At 46.7% G+C, this 2,493-nt stretch carries 2 rRNA genes (1 of these 2 only partly in view); both read right to left on the bottom strand.

The features are described 5' to 3' along the window. Positions 1–147: 147 nt before the first annotated feature. Positions 148–257 (bottom strand): 5S ribosomal RNA (gene rrf, locus ACJJVO_RS18745). Positions 258–395: 138 nt separating this feature from the next. After that, a 23S ribosomal RNA gene (locus ACJJVO_RS18740) occupies positions 396–2,493 on the bottom strand; it runs 728 nt beyond the window's last position.

The raw sequence follows: 2,493 nt of genomic DNA, 5'->3' as shown, positions 1-2,493 counted from the left end.
TAATCAAAAAGCCTATAAAAACTAAACATTTTGAATAGTTTTTATAGGCATTAAGTTTTGCAGTAGTTTTGGTTCAACCCAAAAACAAAAAACCCTTACTAGATAACTAGTAAGGGTTTTACAAATATCGATTTATCATCGATACAAAAAAGGCGGCGACCTACTCTTCCACAGTAAAGCAGTACCATCGGCGCAAACGGGCTTAACTACTCTGTTCGGAATGGTAAGAGGTGAGCCCCGTCGCTATAACCACCTTAAATTTTGGTTGTTATAAATAATCAACACTAATATTGTTGACATATTGAAAAAAAGACATGATTAGTTTTGTAATGTATACTTAATAAAAAAACAGACCCGCTCAGTAATCATTACTGGTCACTGAGCGAAGTCGAAGTGACAATAAGCCTATGGGTTATTAGTACTACTCGGCTATGACATTACTGCCTTTACACCTATAGCCTATCAACGTGGTAATCTTCCACGACCCTTTAAAGAAATCTCATCTTGTGGTGGGTTTCGCGCTTATATGCTTTCAGCGCTTATCCCTTCCGAACGTAGCTACCCTGCAATGCTCCTGGCGGAACAACAGGTACACCAGAGGTTCGTCCAACTCGGTCCTCTCGTACTAGAGTCAGATCCACTCAAATTTCTAACGCCCACTGTAGATAGAGACCGAACTGTCTCACGACGTTCTGAACCCAGCTCGCGTGCCACTTTAATGGGCGAACAGCCCAACCCTTGGGACCTTCTCCAGCCCCAGGATGTGACGAGCCGACATCGAGGTGCCAAACCCCCCCGTCGATATGAGCTCTTGGGGGAGATCAGCCTGTTATCCCCGGCGTACCTTTTATCCTTTGAGCGATGGCCCTTCCATACGGAACCACCGGATCACTATGCTCTACTTTCGTACCTGATCGACCTGTATGTCTCTCAGTCAAGCTCCCTTATGCCATTGCACTCTACGCACGGTTACCAAGCGTGCTGAGGGAACCTTTAGAAGCCTCCGTTACTCTTTTGGAGGCGACCACCCCAGTCAAACTACCCACCAAGCACTGTCCTTTCATTGAAAGTTAGACTCTAGATAAGCAAAGGGTGGTATTTCAACAATGACTCCACAACGCCTAGCGACGCCACTTCAAAGTCTCCCACCTATCCTACACATTACTTATCCAAAACCAATACTAAGCTATAGTAAAGGTGCACGGGGTCTTTTCGTCCCACAGCGGGTAATCGGCATCTTCACCGATACTACAATTTCACCGAGCTCATGGCTGAGACAGTGTCCAGATCGTTACACCATTCGTGCAGGTCGGAACTTACCCGACAAGGAATTTCGCTACCTTAGGACCGTTATAGTTACGGCCGCCGTTTACTGGGGCTTCATTTGAGATCTTCGAAGTAAACTTCTAAACCCTCCACTTAACCTTCCAGCACCGGGCAGGTGTCAGGCCCTATACATCATCTTTCGATTTAGCAGAGCCCTGTGTTTTTGATAAACAGTCGCCTGGACTTTTTCACTGCGGCCCCCCCAGAGGGGGGCGACGCTTCTCCCGAAGTTACGCGTCAATTTTGCCTAGTTCCTTAGCCATGAATCTCTCGAGCACCTTAGAATTCTCATCCCAACTACCTGTGTCGGTTTAGGGTACGGGCTGCTTCACTCGCTTTTCTTGGAAGTCGATTTGCTAGATTATCACCTTGACCGTAGTCTTAGTGTACTATCGCGGTGTTACCACTCGCTTCAACGTACTATTCCGTCAGTACGCACTAACTTTTCGCCTCCGTCACTTTTAGTGTGAGCAGGTACAGGAATATTAACCTGTTGTCCATCCACTACCCCTTTCGGGTTCGCGTTAGGTCCCGACTAACCCTCAGCTGATTAGCATAGCTGAGGAAACCTTAGTCTTTCGGTGTGCGGGTTTCTCGCCCGCATTATCGTTACTTATGCCTACATTTTCTTTTGTAGCTTCTCCAGCATGCCTCACAGCACACCTTCGACGACACTACAATGCTCCCCTACCACTTTTTCAAGTCCATAGCTTCGGTAATATGTTTATGCCCGATTATTATCCATGCCGAACCGCTCGACTAGTGAGCTGTTACGCACTCTTTAAATGAATGGCTGCTTCCAAGCCAACATCCTAGCTGTCTAAGCAGTTCAACCTCGTTTATTCAACTTAACATATATTTGGGGACCTTAGCTGATGGTCTGGGTTCTTTCCCTCTCGGACATGGACCTTAGCACCCATGCCCTCACTGCTGATTAACATTTTATAGCATTCGGAGTTTGTCAGGAATTGGTAGGCGGTGAAGCCCCCGCATCCAATCAGTAGCTCTACCTCTATAAAACTATAAATCAACGCTGCACCTAAATGCATTTCGGGGAGTACGAGCTATTTCCGAGTTTGATTGGCCTTTCACCCCTACCCACAGGTCATCCGAACACTTTTCAACGTATATCGGTTCGGGCCTCCACTATGTGTTACCACAGCTTCA

It is taken from the genome of Winogradskyella sp. Asnod2-B02-A (assembly GCF_045063645.1).
In the GTDB taxonomy this organism is placed as follows: Bacteria; Bacteroidota; Bacteroidia; order Flavobacteriales; family Flavobacteriaceae; genus Winogradskyella.
This window is presented reverse-complemented; position numbering and strand designations above follow the sequence as displayed.